At 37.1% G+C, this 15,773-nt stretch carries 9 protein-coding genes; 6 read left to right on the forward strand and 3 right to left on the reverse strand.

Annotated features, from left to right (window positions below):
• Positions 1-5 precede the first annotated feature (5 nt).
• Positions 6-1,430 carry an MBOAT family O-acyltransferase gene (locus MKY08_RS02690; protein WP_069510737.1) on the reverse strand — a complete coding sequence of 475 codons (1,425 nt, stop codon included), beginning with the start codon at positions 1,428-1,430 and terminating at the stop codon, positions 6-8.
• A gap of 538 nt (positions 1,431-1,968) precedes the next feature.
• Between MKY08_RS02690 and MKY08_RS02695 the strand changes: the two genes are divergently transcribed.
• From MKY08_RS02695 to MKY08_RS02705, 3 genes are all read left to right on the forward strand, one after another.
• Positions 1,969-5,073 (forward strand): S-layer homology domain-containing protein, encoded by a 3,105-nt coding sequence (locus tag MKY08_RS02695; RefSeq protein WP_069510735.1) that lies wholly within the window; start codon positions 1,969-1,971, stop codon positions 5,071-5,073.
• A gap of 185 nt (positions 5,074-5,258) precedes the next feature.
• Positions 5,259-6,752 carry an S-layer homology domain-containing protein gene (locus MKY08_RS02700; protein WP_069510734.1) on the forward strand — a complete coding sequence of 498 codons (1,494 nt, stop codon included), beginning with the start codon at positions 5,259-5,261 and terminating at the stop codon, positions 6,750-6,752.
• Positions 6,753-7,293: 541 nt separating this feature from the next.
• The gene (locus tag MKY08_RS02705; protein WP_069510732.1) at positions 7,294-7,551 is read left to right on the forward strand and encodes a hypothetical protein; all 258 of its coding nucleotides are present in this window, start codon (positions 7,294-7,296) and stop codon (positions 7,549-7,551) included.
• Between the two features lie 373 nt (positions 7,552-7,924).
• Here the strand turns inward: MKY08_RS02705 and MKY08_RS02710 are convergent, their stop codons facing one another.
• Together MKY08_RS02710 and MKY08_RS02715 are read right to left on the reverse strand one after the other, a co-directional pair.
• The gene (locus tag MKY08_RS02710) at positions 7,925-9,181 is read right to left on the reverse strand and encodes an HlyD family secretion protein (RefSeq protein ID WP_176723154.1); all 1,257 of its coding nucleotides are present in this window, start codon (positions 9,179-9,181) and stop codon (positions 7,925-7,927) included.
• Positions 9,178-9,855 (reverse strand): hypothetical protein, encoded by a 678-nt coding sequence (locus tag MKY08_RS02715; protein ID WP_025218614.1) that lies wholly within the window; start codon positions 9,853-9,855, stop codon positions 9,178-9,180. The genes MKY08_RS02710 and MKY08_RS02715 overlap by 4 nt, the downstream gene beginning before the upstream one ends.
• A gap of 375 nt (positions 9,856-10,230) precedes the next feature.
• Between MKY08_RS02715 and MKY08_RS02720 the strand changes: the two genes are divergently transcribed.
• From MKY08_RS02720 to MKY08_RS02730, 3 genes are all read left to right on the forward strand, one after another.
• Positions 10,231-13,719 carry a hypothetical protein gene (locus tag MKY08_RS02720; protein WP_069510728.1) on the forward strand — a complete coding sequence of 1,163 codons (3,489 nt, stop codon included), beginning with the start codon at positions 10,231-10,233 and terminating at the stop codon, positions 13,717-13,719.
• A 79-nt stretch (positions 13,720-13,798) separates the two neighbouring features.
• Positions 13,799-14,458, forward strand: a complete 660-nt coding sequence (locus MKY08_RS02725) for an S-layer homology domain-containing protein (RefSeq protein WP_069510726.1) — start codon at positions 13,799-13,801, stop codon at positions 14,456-14,458.
• Between the two features lie 208 nt (positions 14,459-14,666).
• Positions 14,667-15,749, forward strand: coding sequence for an S-layer homology domain-containing protein (locus MKY08_RS02730; protein WP_069510724.1), 1,083 nt, complete (start codon positions 14,667-14,669; stop codon positions 15,747-15,749).
• Positions 15,750-15,773: the final 24 nt, after the last annotated feature.

Genomic DNA, 15,773 nt, shown 5'->3' on the forward strand with positions numbered 1-15,773 from the left:
CCCACCTAAAATCTAAAGTAAATGAATGGATTATGTGTTGCGTTTACTAAAAACATCGTAATAAATAACAAAAGTGCACCATAGTAAATGGTTTGTGTAATGCGCAGACCCCAGTCAAATGATAGGGAAGCGGCTGCCTTTTGTTCACTCCATGTTTGATAAAGCTTATAAATCGGCATGGCAAAAATAATAGCGATGACAAAGTAAAGCGCATAATCTTTTGTCAGTAAAATCGTTTCATAATTGTACAGTGCGGCATCGGAAAGCCCAAACAGCGTTTTGATAAATGAAAATGCATATGTAAAATCATTTGCTCTAAAGAACACCCAGCCAATCATTACAATAATTAATATATACATATGTCGGACTATGCGTGGAATGCGTGCCAACCATTTCAGCAGCACCCATTTTTCCAAGCAAATTAAGATACCGTAGTAAAAGCCCCATGCCATAAACGTCCAACTAGCCCCGTGCCAAAAACCAGTAAGTGTCCACACAATAAGTAAGTTACGATATAGTTTCCATTCATGGCTAACACGACTACCACCAAGTGGGAAGTAGACATAATCTCTAAACCAACTGCTAAGTGAGATATGCCAGCGTCGCCAAAAGTCTGTAACAGATTGTGCTATATATGGATAGTTAAAGTTTTCTTCAAATTTAAAGCCGAAAATTCGTGCTAACCCAATTGCCATATCACTATAGCCTGAGAAGTCAAAATAAATTTGCAGGGAGTACGCTAAAATCCCAATCCAGGCAGTCCCAGTTGTTAAATCCCCACCTGATAAGCTAAAGACGTGATCGGCAACTTCGCCCATCGGATTGGCTATCAGTACTTTTTTCGCCAACCCTTGTACAAAGCGACGCGTCCCAATCATCCAATCTTCTGCTGTCGCAATTCGTTTCTTTATTTGTTCAGCTACCGTTTGATAACGAACGATAGGGCCTGCAACGAGTTGCGGAAATAATGTAATGAAAAGTGATAAATCTAAAAAATTGCGCTGTGCCTTTACGTCCTTACGATAGACATCAATTACATAACTAAGAGCTTGGAACGTGTAAAATGATATACCGATTGGCAGCGGTACAGCCTGCCATTCAATAGGTTGCGTCAAATAATTATTGACAATCTCCACGAAAAAGCCAGCATATTTGTAATAGCCTAAGATGGCTAGGTTACTAACAATGACTAACCAAAGTAATGTTTTGCGCTTGGACTGGGAAGCGGTGTTTTCAATAACGATACCGAGCACATAATTGAGTATGATGGACAGCATCATGAGAAGCACATATTTCGGCTCACCCCAAGCGTAAAAGAACAAACTTGCCAACAGTAAAATCGTATTGCGTAGCATCTTCGGAGAGATGAAGTACACAACAATCACTAATGGCAAAAAGACATATAAAAAAATAAGACTACTAAATACCATTTCTGTCAAATCCCCATCTCTGTAAAAAATAAAACTTCGTGAATCGCAAGCTACTAATGTGAAACGCCACAAAACCCGAGCAAAACGCCACAAAACCGAGTTTTACCACTATTAGAAGTCTAGTAATGCCCATTTATTTTAATAGCTATCGCTAGATTCTGGTTTCCATAAAATATTAATCCATTTTTCCAAGGGAATTAATGAATAAATTACCTATATTATTGTAACTTAAATTCACGATTTGTTCACTATTCCTTTAAGTGAGATATTTGGCTTACTTAAAAATTATTGGAAGGGAAAAAGTCTCAATAACTATGGGTAAAATGGTATATTTTTCGAACAAAAGAAACGTTAGTATGCCAAAATTCGGATGGAAAACAAATTATAAATAAACTAATAAATGTATTTGTAACCAATGAAGATAAACTATTACCACATCCTTCATTCCAAATATTGCACATAGAAATGTATGTTCTACTTCTTTTATAATAGAAACGTAGTCACAAAAGTGGCTAATTTATCTAGGAGGTTTTTGCACATGAAACAAAAATATAGTAAATGGGTTGTCGGCGCAGCATCAGCAGCTCTAGTAGCATCAGCAATCGTACCAGTAGCTAGCGCAGCAAGCTTTTCTGATATTGAAAATAGTGATCACAAGGACGCAATCTTAGCATTAGCGGACGCTAAAATCGTAGGAGGTTACACTGACGGTACATTCAAACCAAATGCAGTAGTAACACGCGGTAACGTAACAAAATTCTTAGGTAAATGGTTAGTATCTGAAGGTTATGAAGTGCCAGCTGACTATGCAACAAAAGCTCGTTTCACTGACCTACCAACTACAGCTCCAGACCAAGAATTACTACAATATGCAGCACTTGTTAAAGATGCTGGCGTATTCAAAGGTTCTAACGACCAATTAATGTACACTAAAAACATGTCTCGTGAACAAATGGCAGTAGTATTAGTACGTGCTATCAACACTGTTTACGGTGTAGACTTAGTTGCAGATTACAAAGAATCTGACTTCAAATCTACAATCACTGACTTAGATAACGCTACAGCTAACGAAAACCGTGAAGCAATTATCGCGTTAGAATATGCTGGTCTTACAAACGTTAAAGCGTTCAACCCTAAAAACACTTTAACTCGTGGTCAATTCGCATCATTCTTAAACCGTACAATCACGAACATTGCAGAAGCTCCTTTAACTGTAAAAGAAACTAAAGTTGTTGACGCAACTACATTAGAAGTAACTCTTTCTGATGATACAAAACATACTGTAAAATTAGAAACTCCACTTCCAGAAAACAAAGAAACTAAAGTAGACTTCGAAATCGAAGGTAAAACTTATTCAGCTGTAGTTACATATGAAGTAACTGAAGTTAAATTAGAAGCTGTAAAAGCTGTAAGCTCTAAATCTATCGAAGTAGCATTCAACAAAGCTGTTGATTTTACTGCAGCAGATTTCACAGTTAACAAAGGTACAGTGAAAGCTAACGTTGCTTCAGTTGCACTTTCTGAAGACAAAAAAACAGCTACAATTGAATTAACTTCTAAATTAACTGAAGGTGAGTACACAGTAACTGTAGCTCAAAAAGATAAAGATGCTTTAAAAGGTTCAGTTAAAGTAGAAAACGAAAAAGTAGCGAAACTTGATGTATTATCTGATGTTGCAGCTTTCACTAGCACAGCTAAAACTGCTGCTACAGTTGGTGTAAAAGTTTCTAACCAATACGGTGAAGACATCACTAAATTAAACCACTCTGACGTAACTGTAACAGTTGCTGGTGCAGCTACTGCAGGTACATTAAATGCTGACGGTACATTAAACCTTACATTAGCAGCAGGTGCTAAAGAAGGCGATAACGTTATCATTACTTTAGTACACGCTAAAACAGGAGTAACTGCTCAAGCAACAGTTAAATTATCTGCTGTAGCAGCAATTTCTGAAATCACTTTCGGTGAACTTTATAACAAAGATGGTAAAACACTATCTCAAGATACTGATCTATCTAAAGATAAATTCTACTTACCAGTAACTACAAAAGACCAATATGGTAACGCAGTAACAAACTTAACTACTATCAACAACGAAGTTTTATTAACAAACTCTAACCCAGGTGTTGTTACACTAAGCGCTGTTAAAACTGTAACAATCAATGGTAAAGAAGTAAATGTTGTAGAAGTAACAGGTACTAACCTTGCTGGCACTTCTAACCTTATCGCTGTTTCTAAAACAACTGGTAAGAGCGCAACTACTACTGTAGCTGTTGCTGAAGGCGTTAAACTTTCATCTGTTTCAGTTTCTGCACCAACAGAAGTATTATCTGCTAATAAAGATGCTTTCTTCCCATTAACAGTTGTTGATACTCAAGGTAAAGAAATTAAAACATTAAAAGAATTAGCTGCAGTTAAACAAGATTCATTAACTGAGTCTGCTGGTTACCAAATCGTTGAAGTAACTGGTAAAACTGGTCTATTTGTAAAAGTTCCAGCTAACAAAGTAGAAGCTAACAAAGCTGTGACAGTTGTAGTAACAACTTTATCAGGTAAAGTATCTACTCAAACAATTGTAGCTAAAGCTGAAGCTAAACCAACTGTAATTACTGGTTTAAATTCTAAAGTAGCAACTGCTTTACGTGCAAAAGACGTTGCAGGTGTAACAGTTAAAAACACTGATTTAGTAGTTGAAGACCAATACGGTCAAGTAATTACTGATGCAGCAGTACTAGGAGCTATCCAATTTGAAGCTTCTGTAGAAGTAGGTTCTGCAAGTGAAAAAGCATTCACTGTAACAAACACTGGTAACACTTCAGCAAACATCGTTGCTAAAGCGGGTACTACTGAAACTTCTGGTAAAGTAAGCTTCAAATTATTAGATGGCGCTACTCCAGTTGAATCAAGTGCATTAACAAAAACATTCTCTATCGTTTCTGATGCTCAATTTGCTTCTTACACTGTAGAAGATGTACCAACTATCTATGCTAACGCTGCTGACGGCAACAAAGTTGTAGCTGCTTACAATAAAGATATCGTAGTTAAAGCTAAAACAGCTTCAGGCGAAGTAGTACAATTAACAGAAGGTACTGATTTCACTGTAACTGGTAAACCAGCTGCTGGCTCTGCAATTACATTTGCTGACAAAGAAACTACTGCTAAAAAGTCTGTAACAATCACAATCAACGCAACAGGTGAAGAGTTAACTAAAGAATTAACATACTCTAACGTAGCTCCAAAAGTTGCTAAAGTACAAGTTGTTAAAGAAGGTACTGCAGCTGCTGCAGTAGCAGATTCAACTAAACTTGAAGAAGCAAAAGCTGTAGAATTTACTGCAACTTCTGCATTTAACTTAACTGAGTTAGCTAAATTAGTTGATTTCGTAGTAACTGACACTTATGGTGTTGCAGTAGCTGCTGATGAAACTGCTGGCGTAAAAGTAACTCTTGCTGATACAACTGTAGTACCAGTTGAAACATTAACTTTAACTAAAGTATCTGGTGAAGTTGAATTTGCAGGTAACGGTACATTAACTGCTGCAGTTAACAAATTCACTGCAGGTGCTGAATTCAACTCATTAGTTAAATTCAGTGGCGTTGCTGGTAACATTGTAAAAGTAACTGCTACATCTGCATCAAACTAATAGTAACTTAATTGCTAATGTCTTAGTAATTTAACTACTATACCAAAACTCTAGTCGAGAAATCGGCTAGAGTTTTTTTGTGTTTTTTCATATTGCAAAGAACCTATAGAACAATATGAAACTTTTAGTATTATTTCCACGTATTATCATAGTATGATAGTGAAAAGACGTAGGGGGTCGAGTGAATGAAACAAAATAAATTATTTCAAGGAGCAATCGTTGCGGCTTTAGCTACAAGTGCCATTGTAGTAGTGCCGACAGCGCACGCAGCTGAAGGATTTAGCGATGTGGATATGACGAAAGAGTATGGAGCTGCGGTGAAAGATTTAGCTAAGCGTGGAATTATTAATGGTTATGCAGATGGTACATTTAAACCGTTTGCAGATGTCACACGTGGACAAGTAGCCAAAATGTTAGCAAATTTATTGGCTTTAGATACGCAAAATGTAATGGACCCTCAATTTACCGATGTTAAGCAAAGTGACGAATACTACGGCGCCATTGCAGCATTAGCAAATGAGGGAATTGCGACAGGCTTTGCCAATGGTAGCTTTGGTGTCAATCAAGCCATCACACGTGAGCAGTTAGCGAGCATGTTAACATCTGCCTTCCAATTAAGCAATAATACTGAAGATTGGACACTGCCGTTTACAGATATTGTAAAATACTCTGATGCGTATTATGCAGTAGGTCCATTGTTTGAACACAATATTACAAAGGGTATTACACCTACAACATTCGGTTTAAAAGAAACAGTCAAACGTTCACAGCTTGCATTATTTATTCATCGCATAGAGGCGATGCAAGCAAATCGCGTTGTCCAAAATTTCGCTGCGCGTGATTTTGGAGCTACTCAACTAGAAGCCTATTCATATGATAATATAGCGGCTGATGGGGAGCATGAATTTTTCAAAGTTCATCAAACAACGAATGGGTTGACGGTAGAAGCATTGCGTGAAGGATCGGGCTACTTTATGTTAGTTAGCTACAATATTGATAATGAAGAAAACTATGAGATTATCGACACGCAAAAATATAAAGTAGTCGTTACAGAAGTGGATGGCAAGCTTCAGCTTGATTGCCAACAAACAGATGAAATCACACCGGGTTCAGCATTACTTTTCGAAGAGGATTTAGGCTTTAATCCGTCTCATATTCAGCTAACAACTGCAAATGGTCATGAAGTAAGTGACAAAGTCTACGTCTATCAACCATTCAATTTTGAGGGTTGGGAGCCAGAAAGCATTCCAAAAGGCGGCAATTACGAATTGAAGTTATTGCAGGCAGGTGACTACATTGCAACATTGTCGGATGATAAAGGACAATCTGTACGTGTAGGTATTCATGCTGAAACAGATGGTTATGAAATGTATACTTCAGCAGCAGTTGAAGTTAGCAGTGTTTTCATTCCGAAGAGTGAAATAGGCTTTACCGTGAAAGATGTTCACATAGAGCAATTTACAGGAGCATTGTATGATCACAAAATTGTTGATGTGGAAAATGCTGCTGATGGGGTAACAGTTAAAAAAGTTGGTAAAGGTCAATCAATTTTTGCCATCCGCCTAAACGGTACGAATGGTGAAAAGTTATTCGTCCAAGGAATGATGTATGAAGTAAGTGGAATAACGACGATGTATTACGAATTAGCAACACAACAGGATATCGAAAATTCTTGGTAATTCACCAATAAAACATCATGATATGAAAAAGTGAAATTGACAATTGTCAATTTCACTTTTTTCTTAACTTTTAACGTTATTTCAATCACAAAATGAAGGTGTAAAAATCATTAAAAATAGTCAACAAAATAAGCTTTAATGAAGGATGAACATACACATTATTGGACAGATTCGCTAATTGAAAAAGTAGGGGAAAGGAAAGATACGATTATTGAACATGCAATTCAATTACAATAAGAAGGTTTGCATTTACTAGAAGAACTAACGAATAAAGAAGCGGATAGTGTGATGATGGATTATCATATAGCCTTAAAAGAAATAGAGTAGTAAAACGTTCTTGCGATTTTAAATGGGTTGGTGCAGTTCATAAATATTTAACTGTCAAAGGTAATGTTATCCAGCGTAATATTGCCGTTACTCATTGCAAAGTAACTGTTATGAAATGCTGAATGATGCTGATAGACAGTTGCAATTTTTATTAAAAACATTAGCCTATAGCACGCCTCGTCCAGAATGTTGTTGTCGTTTAGGTGCGAGATTTTTGGCAGATTCCCATTATGAACAAGCTATTTATTGGTATGAACAAGCAATCAGTATGAAGAACAAACCAAACCAGGGGAATTTAATTGAACATATCGCTTGGACATGGTTACCGTATATTCAATTAGCTGTTTGTTACGATTGTCTGGGACAATATGATATAGCGAATAATTACAATGAACAAGCATTACAATACGATCCAACAAATAAACTTATATTAGATAATCAGCAATATTTTAAAAACAGATTAAAGGAATAAAACGATGGAGTAGAACATGTAGGCACTCCTATAGCGGACATAACGATATAGCAAAAAAAGAGGCTGGGAAATAACTAAAAAAATTTAAGAAACAGAGGAAAGGTGTTCATAAATTTTTGCTATATGGAGAACTTGGAAAACTTATCTATTCTTGCTTGTGCAATAAATAAAAAATTAGAAGGGTTACTAGTTGTTGGTAGCGGAGGTGGTGACTCCGGCGGGAACAGCACATAATGTTAGACGCAATAGACCGCGCGTAGCGAGGGTTGCGGCTTACTGTGCTGAGCGGAAAGCACCGCCGTAGCGGACAACAACGGCGCAGCAAAAAAAGTGTTAGATTGATTGAGTTCAATCTAACACTTTTCCATTTAGTTTAGAAAATTATATATTTGACGTAGTCTTTCCAGCCAATTTCTTTAAAGTGTTGCCACTCAATTTTTTTAACGGGCATTGAGCAGAACGTGCGTGCTAAAATATTACGTTTTTCATTCGCTAAAATAGGCGTACCAACATCTATATAGCTTGTGAATATCGTTGAATCTTTCGTTGAAAAAGCAACTTCAATATCTTCAAGACGGATTTTTCCGTCCTCGTCAATAATATAGACGCTCTTTGCGCCTTTTACTGATTTGACCCAAGAAGAATTCACTTTATAAGCATCAAAAGCTTCATTAACGACGATGGAAGCCTGACCGACTGTTGAAAATGGAATATTTTCTAATATATCGTCTTGTTGTAGCATTACTTCATAATTACTAGGCTTCGGTAGTTTCGCCGTTTTTGCTAATTCTTTTGCCCATATAGCGTCATGATTTGTAGCAATCATTGATTTTTCAAGTACGATACCTGATAGCTTATCTTTGAAATGCTGTAGTTCAAAATCGACCCTTTGCCCAGCCGCAACCTGTTGCCATTCATCTTCAGATAAGTAGACAAGCATTGCTTTTTCTGTTGAATAAATTTCAAATGTGACTGTACCAGCTTCCTCTGTGACGTTGGCAATAACACCATCAACAGGGCTTACAACTCCTTGGCGTGCTTGTATTTGCGCAATTTGCGCATCCATTACGGCAATTTGACGTGTAGCTTCTGCAATATGGCGATTTAAAATAGCTACCGCTGTAGATGGAGTATTTTGTTGACCTAATTCCAATTTTACTGTGACATTTAATTTATCACTAATTTGATCTGTATTGATGGAACTTTTGGGATTATCTGTGCCTCCGAAATCCGATTCTATTTGTGACAAGGCGGATTGCAAATCACTTAATTCAGTTTCATAGGCATCCCGTTCAGCCTCAAGCTTCGTTAACTCATCGTCAACTTGCTCTGTTTTATAGGTAGCGAGTAAATCGCTTGCTTGAATCTGCTGACCACGCTTTACATTTACTGCTGATAAACTTTTTGCATCCGCAGAAACTGTATACGTTTCGGCTGGTGCAACAATGGCATCTTTTTTCACCGTTTCTACACGGTCACCGACAGTAGCTCGTTGAAATTCATCAACAAAATAGGAACGGGCTACTTTGCTATTATCCTTGAATACGTAGAAGGCATTTACGCCAACTAAAATCGCCATCACGATAATACTAAGGCTTGTCCAAGGTCTGGATTTTATAAAACGCATCATCCTAGCCCCCTTGTAATCCATTCTTGAAGTGGTAGTACGCTAATCATCCCAACGAAAACAGCCATTATTACTTGCAGTATAATAATTTTTGCTAACAGCGCTTTACGATCTGCTGCTTCCTCCCATTTAGAAAGGAAAGTAAAGTGCACAATAATCGTCAGCACAGTAGTAACTGTTAGCTGATTAATAATGAATAATACAACATCTTTATCTATCACTTGCTGTACCACAGGGGCAAGTGATAAGAAGGAGAAGGTTGTAGAGTAGCCTACTGCGTAAAACACTGCAAATAAAATGGTCTTTTCAATAAGTATAAATGCCATTACAAACAGTTGTACTTTTTGAATCCATTTGTAAGGAATGTCCGTTAATAGATGTAATATATATGTAACGCCATAATAGTGGAAGCAAAAATAAATGATTCCCCAAACAATGGCTCCGACCATTGATAGCAAACGGGCTGTATAATATTCATCTTGCTGGTTCGTTGCAAATAATGTTGTTAAACTTTCAGTGCCTAATCCCCAAAACTCACGTATTGCAAAAAGGAGCATGAAGAGAAAGAAAATCGTAAAGGAACGCTTTTTATAGCCTCTTATTTCTCCTGTTTCCAAAGCCTGTGTAAAGTTCAGGGGATGCGTTAAGCTATGCCAAAACTTGTAGTGATAAAACATATCTAGCTCCCTTTCTAATAAATTAAATATTAAAGATGTAGTATACACCTAGTTACTGGTAAATGACATAGTATAAATGCTAGTTTTTTTAAGGAATTCTCTCAATAAGGTGGGACTTTAATTAGGCTTAATTTTAAACGTCCGATGCGGGATAAATGCGTCTATCACAATTATATAGTATTCTAACAATAACTTCCTTTAAAAAGTCTATTCTATCTAAAAATAGCAATTATCTGTAAGTTAGTAAAGGTTGTATGTGAGTTTACAACAATAGCTTGAAATCAAGTTATTATCACCGATACTAAAGATAGTAGATTCGCAATATATGATACATATCTATTTTCCTATATAACGTAAAAAGAAAGGATGAGCAAGTTGAAGAAACCTTTAAAAGTGGGTGTCTTAACGAGCCTTTTATTAACACCAGCAGCGCTTGCTAATGTACAAGAAGCACAAGCACAAACACAAACTGTCGCACAAGCTGAACAAGTAGCTTATGTGAACGCCGTAGCAACAACGGAAACTAGAAATAAAACAATCGAGCAATTTGGCAAGCTTTCTGAAACATCAACAGCGAATGAGATGGTCATTGCAGATGGCGATGTTAAAGTATTAAGCACGACCGATTTTAATGATAATGAACGAGCTTTTATTCAAGCGAAATATGAGTATGTAGTGGCACAACGAGGGTTCGTCAAAAAATTAAATGAACTAGGTAAAAGCATTAATGCAATTACCTATACAAGTAGAACATTTGTTGACGATGTTGCCGCTGTGCAAGCAGAGTATACGACATTTTTAGGTTCAACTTCAGCAGCCAATTCCTATCTGGCTGTCCAAAATGATTTTAATGTAGCTGTCGATACAGCATTAGCCAATAATGCCAAAGACATTGTTTCATCTGTTCGCGGCACATCACTTCAATACGGCTATGACGACACGGAACGTAATAATTATTTTAAAAAGAACGGTGCCGATATCGCCAAGCTTGTAAAAATGAATGATGATGCAAATGCAGTAGACATCACGATTATTAACTTAGAAGATTTAATTTCTAAAATAGATTCATCTTCGAGCTCTAGTGATATTGCTACAGCAGCCGCTGAAGTAACAACAAGCTATAATGCTCTAACTGCTGACCAAAAGAAAATTGTTACAGCATATAATCCGAATAACACAACAGTTACGCCATTTAAAAAATATACAGATGTGCTAGTCAATTTATCTTCTGCAGATAAGATTGTTGCAAGTATTACGCAACTCACTACGAAAAAACCAGAAGACTTTACTACAGCTACAAGTTTTATCAGTACTGTAGCAGCAATTGAAGCATCTTATAACAATTTAAAGGACGCAGAGACAAAACGTTTAGTTTCAAATTATGGCGATTTAAAACCTTTTCTAGATGCGGCCAACGTGTCCAAGCAAATTACAGCATTACGTATTTCCAATACGGACGCGTACCGTATAGCAGTCAAGGCGGCAAGAGCGGAATATGATGGGCTCACTAATAAAGACTTTGTGAGAAATGTGGCAGATTTACAATTAGCTGAATCTAATATTGCGGCTGCAGAAGTCATTGAGTCATTGATTTCTGAAATTGCTAATGTGCCAGATAAAATCTCGAAAATTGAAGAAGCGCGTATAGCCTATAATACGCCTGTAGCACCTGCTGGACAAAAAATTGACGCGGCAAGTGTGAAAAAAATCGTGAAAAACTTGTCAGAGTTAACAACGTGGGAGAGCTCTCATAAAGCAGTTTTAAATGTTATTACGTTAGTTGAAAAACTAAATCCAACGGCGAAAGATTATACAAAAAAAGCAAAGGCTGCTAACACGGCTTACTTAAAGTTAGATTCGACCAAACGCGAGTATGTTAAAAGCTATAAAAACTTAAAAAATCAAGTGGACGCTATGAATCTTATCGATCCTATTATGGGGTTAAATACGTCACGCAAAGATTATAAAGACACGGTTGTTAATTTACTTGCAGAATATAATAAACTGTCCCCAGAAGCGCAAGCGTTAGTGACGAACTACACAGCGTTGTTAACAGCCAACAACTATATCACTACTGCTCAACAGTTTGATGATAGAGTCAATGCATTAGCCAATGAACCAGATGCGACATTTGTTGCAAAAGTTGTGGCATTATCGGCTGAATATAAAGCGATGGACAAAAATGCAAAAAGATTAGTAACGCAATATAAAACATTAACAACGTATGAGAAAAATAATGCGAACGTTGTGAAGGTTATTAATTTAATTTCTGCCTTAAACCCAGCCAATAAAGACTATACGAAAAAGGTAATAGCTGCACGTAAAGCTTACAATGCATTAGATGCAGCATCTCAAAAGCGCGTGACCAATTATGAACAGTTAACAGCTGTCGAAGATGTAGCATCATTAATCGGGTTAATTGAAACGTTAAAGCCTACAAGTAAGACGTTTTTAAACGATTTAAAAACTGCACGTGCCAATTATGATGCACTACCACCAGACAAACAACAGAAAATCATCAACTATGAAAAGCTGGTGACAGCGGAAACGGAGCTTACTTCCGCAAGTACAGTGATTGCATTAATAGATGCGGCAGTTCCAGAAGCAGAGGATTATTTAACTAAGCTAATGAATGCGCGTGTTGCTTACGATAAACTACCAACTGGACAGAAAAAGCTCGTTTCAAATATCAAGACATTAACGGATCGTGAAAGACAAGTGAAGCCAATTTTAAGTGTCATGGTGCAAATCGATACGTTAGACCCAAATGCCAATAATTTTGTTAGCAAGGTCAATGCAGCACGTAAAGCGTATGATAAATTGACAAAAGAACAAAAGGCGTTTGTCAACAATATGGCAACATTACAAAGCTATGAACCATTAGCTAACGTAATCGAATTAATTAGTAAGTTAAAAGCATCGAGCAAGACATTCCAAGAAGATACTGTACATGCGCGTGCATTGTATGAAGCACTCAGCAAAGAAATGCAGCAGTATGTGACGAATTACAAGTTGTTGCAAGCTGCGGAAACAAGCATATTAGGTGCTGGCAATGTCCAACGCATGATTGACGAGTTGCCAAATATTGAACCACAACAATATGTCAAACGTATTGAGGAAATTCGTGCAGCTTATAATGCATTGCCGAAAGATCAGCAATTGGCAGTAGCGAATTATAGAACGCTACAAGACCAAGAAAAATTGATTAAGCCAGTTATTAGTGTTATCAATGAGATTGATAAATTGATGACATCCAAAAATATGGATAGTCAATATCAAAAGATTTTGAAAGCCTATGATAATTTAACGGCTACACAACGTAAATACGTCTATAATGAGCAAGTGCTTCTTTCTTTAGATAATGTAATTAACGTCTACAAGAGTATTGCAGCTTTAAAACCGAGCGATAAAATGTATTTTGGGATGATTGAGTCCGTTCGTAAAGACTACGATAGCCTTAATACAGCCGATAAACAAAGAGTATCGAATTATTCGATTTTACTAGAAGCAGAGAAAAATATGAGTGAAGTAAAAAAAGTGGTGGAGATTATCGCTAGTCTTTCTCCAACATCCAGTACGTATATCCAAGATGTTGAAAATGCAGTAGCTGCGTATAAGGCGCTAGACTCCAAAGTAAGAGGACAAGTTATCAACTACGATAAGCTAAAAGGTGCAGAAAAAGATATAGCGGCAGTGTTAAAAGTAGTCAATGCGATTGGGGAACTAGATCCCGATTCAAAAACATTTGAAAAGAAAGTGATTGCAGCACAAAAACTATATAGCTCACTAACGTTGGAGCAACAAGATTTAGTTTACAACTATCGCATTTTACAAGAGCATGCAAAGACATTAGGATTGGACTAATGGACGAAGAGAGGGCTGGTCCCTCTTTTCTTTATTTTAAATGGTTAAAATACTTTTAATTACAAAGGGGCAAAGGTCTATGAAAAAAAAGCATACTAAATATGCATGGGCATTTGCTACGGCTTTAGCTGTAGCACCTTGTGTTGCCGTAATTCCCACGGAAGCGGCTTCTATGCCATTTGTAGATATTACAAGCAATAATAGTGAGACTGAGCTCTATCATGCAGTAAGCGAGCTATACAATAAAGGCATTGTATTTGGTACAACACCTTCAACATTTAGCCCTTATCAACATTTAACGCGTGGAGAAGCAGCTTATTTTTTAGCACAAGCGCTTCAGTTGCAAACGAACAACGTGGACAATCCAGGTTTTAGCGATGTGCCAACTTCGCATCAGTATTATGGCTATATTGCAGCACTAGCAGCTAATGGTATTATCCAAAAAGGAAATCAATTTAATCCGGATGCTACTATTAAGCGTAGTCAAATGGCAAAAATGCTGACACTAGGCTTTCATCTACAGCAAGCGACATCGTTAACTGCACCGTTTACAGATTTTACAAAGGATGTTGAAACCAATCGATATATTCAAACGTTATTAGATTATGGGATTACGCAAGGTACTAGCGCTACGACATTTTCTCCGTATACAGATGTACGACGTGGTCAAATGGCTTTATTCCTTTATCGCATACTACAAAAAAATAATAATGACCTATACATTATTGGGGTTGAATAACAAGACAAACATCACTCATTGGGAATGAACATGCCTGTAGAGTGATGTTTTTAAAAATCTTTGTAGGAAAAAACAGGTAATAATGGTATGTTTATTATGTGGTAAATAGGGTAAAGACGATACACTAGTGGATATTCGTTGCTTATGATGAAGCGATGAAATATCGGCATGAATGCAAAAATTTTCATACATATTTAAGGAGGAAGCTATGTTAAAAAAAGTACCTAGTATTGTCGGTTTGTCGCTTATTTTGCTGGCTACACCACATGCTGTGCCTCTTCCAAACCTACTAGATGTTGCCTTAGCGGCAGAATCAGTAAAGGATGTTCCATCTACCCATTGGGCGAATCGTTCCATTCAGCACATGTTGGATAAGCAATATATGACAACCTATCAGGATGGGACATTTAAGCCAGAGCAGGCTATTACGCGAGCGGAGGCAGCGGCAGCAATTGCCCGTTCAATGCAACTAAATATGACTGCTCCCTCTGCAGCTAATTTTCGAGATTTATCTCCAACTCATCCTTATTACAAGGAAGTTTGTGCATTGGTGGAATTAGGAATATTACAAGATGGCGATTGTTTTAATCCTGATGTGCCATTGAAGCGCATGCAAATTGCTAAAATGATAACGCTTGCTTACAATATTGAGGTTGATTCACAAAATCATAGTAAGTTTAGTGATATTACTGAAGGGCATTGGGCAAAGGATTATATTGAATCACTTGCAGATGTGGGCATTATTAAAGGAGTCAATGCAAAACAATTTGCCCCGAATCAATTGGTAACACGTGCACAATTTGCCTCCATAGTTGAACGGAGTCTTGATTTTTCAATGACACTAACCAATTTCGAAGCAGCCTATGATTACTTATCGAAGTCTTATATTTCGACTAAAAATTACTCATCTGCCATGTCTAATGATGTGATTAGGTTAGTCAATAATGAAAGACAAAAAAGAAAGTTACAAAGTCTTAACTATGATGAAGCTTTAACACAAGTGGCTGTTATCAAGGCACAGGACATGATTAATCGTCATTATTTTGAGCACGAATCACCTTACTATGGAATGCCATGGGATTTAGCAACATTATTTGATTATCCATATACGAGCTTAGGTGAAAATATAGGAAGAAATATTCCGACTCCAGAGGCGGCTGTTAAAGCGTGGATGGCATCACCAGCACATCGCGATAATATTTTACGAGAAAATTATACAAACACCGGTGTTGCCATTGCAGTGGATGGTAAAGGGAATTTCTATTGGGTACAATTGTTTTCTAGTCAATAACTTGATGACAGTGGAAAAATAGGA

This window comes from Lysinibacillus sp. FSL M8-0337, from assembly GCF_038593855.1.
GTDB classification, from domain to species: Bacteria; Bacillota; Bacilli; order Bacillales_A; family Planococcaceae; genus Lysinibacillus; species Lysinibacillus sphaericus_D.